This window comes from Kitasatospora sp. NRRL B-11411, from assembly GCF_000721345.1.
GTDB lineage: Bacteria > Actinomycetota > Actinomycetes > Streptomycetales > Streptomycetaceae > Kitasatospora > Kitasatospora cineracea.
Genome location: NZ_JOGH01000270.1, coordinates 1 through 1433 on the forward strand (window position 1 = coordinate 1; position 1433 = coordinate 1433).

At 73.8% G+C, this 1433-nt stretch carries 2 protein-coding genes; one reads left to right on the forward strand and one right to left on the reverse strand.

What is annotated here, in order from left to right:
• Positions 1–376: winged helix-turn-helix domain-containing protein (locus IH44_RS0139825; protein ID WP_035958562.1), on the forward strand; the 376-nt coding region annotated here is incomplete at its 5' end.
• Positions 377–430: 54 nt separating this feature from the next.
• Here the strand turns inward: IH44_RS0139825 and IH44_RS0139830 are convergent.
• Positions 431–1165: a phosphatase PAP2 family protein gene (locus IH44_RS0139830; RefSeq protein WP_304414226.1), complete on the reverse strand. Its 735-nt coding sequence runs from the start codon at positions 1163–1165 to the stop codon at positions 431–433.
• Positions 1166–1433 lie beyond the last annotated feature (268 nt).

Genomic DNA, 1433 nt, shown 5'->3' on the forward strand with positions numbered 1-1433 from the left:
CCCCGCACCCCCACCCGCCTCCCCGGACCTGCTGTTCGTCCCCACCAGCGCCCGCCACGGCTGGCTCTGCCCGAACGAGTCGCACACCCGCCTCGCCGTCGTCTACCCGGTCTCCGCCGCCCCCGTCCCCGGCCCGCACACCCCGCCCCCCAGCCTGGGCCGCCTGCTCGGCAGTGCCCGCGCCCACCTCCTCACCGCCCTCGACCACCCGCGCGACACCACCCAACTCGCCACCCGCACCGGCCTGAGCCCCGCCACCGTCGACGACCACCTCACCGTCCTGCTCGACGCCCGCCTCGTCGCCGGCCCCGCCACCACCGGCCGCTACTACCGCACCGCCCTCGCCGAGGCCCTGCTCTCCGCCCAGCCCGGCTGACCAGCCCCCAGACGCTGCTGGCAGCCCCGGAGCCGCCCCTCGCCCTCAGCTTCCCTACTGCACCGCGCTGGGCTCCCGCTCCCCCGCAGCGGCCGCCACCGCCGTCACGCCGCCCTCTTTCTGCCGCCACCCCGACACCGCCGCCTGCACCAGGTACACGGTCAGCAGGATCACCACCGCCACCAGGCCGTCCGCCCAGAAGTGGTTCGCCGTCACCACCACCACCCACACCGTCACCACCGGGTGCAGCACCATCAGCCACCGCCACGGCCCGCGCGCCACCGAGACCACCGCCACCGCCGCGATCACGCACCACGCCACGTGCACCGAGGGCATCGCCGACAGCTGGTCCGCCACCACCCCCGCGACCGCGTTCCCGTACACCGACTGCCCGTACTGCTCCGCCAGGTCGACGAACCCGTTCCCCGGCAGCATCCGCGGCGGCGCCACCGGAATGAACTGGATCAGCAGGCACACCGCCGTCGTCGCCACCACCGTGGTCCGCACCCACGCGTACCGCGCCCGGTGCCGCAGGAACAGCCAGAGCAGCACCACCAGCATCACGCCGAAGTGCATCGTCGCGTAGTAGTAGTTCGCCCCCTGCACCAGCCACGGATGCCCCACCACCGCCCGCTGCCACGACGCCTCGTCCGGCAGCCCGAACTCCCCCTCCGTCCGGTGGATCCACTCCGCCCGCTCCAACGCGTGCCCCGTCCCCACCAACGACAGGTGCCCCACCACCTGCCACAGCGCGAACAGCGCCAGCAGCGTCCCCGCCTCCCGCAACACATCCGCCGCCGTCCCCGCCCGACGCCGCCGCCCCTCCCCGCCGGCCCGCCGAGCCACCCCCCGCCTGACCGCGAACGCCGCAGCGTACAGCGCCGCGGAGGCACCGGCCGAGGTTTGCCACGTCAACGTCAGGTTCTGCATTGGCGCAGGTTACCCGGCAAGCCCCCGAAACGCGAGAAAGCCCCCTGACTTCCCGTCAGGGGGCTTTCCCACAATGATTGTTCGGCGGCGTCCTACTCTCCCACAGGGTCCCCCCTGCAGTACCATC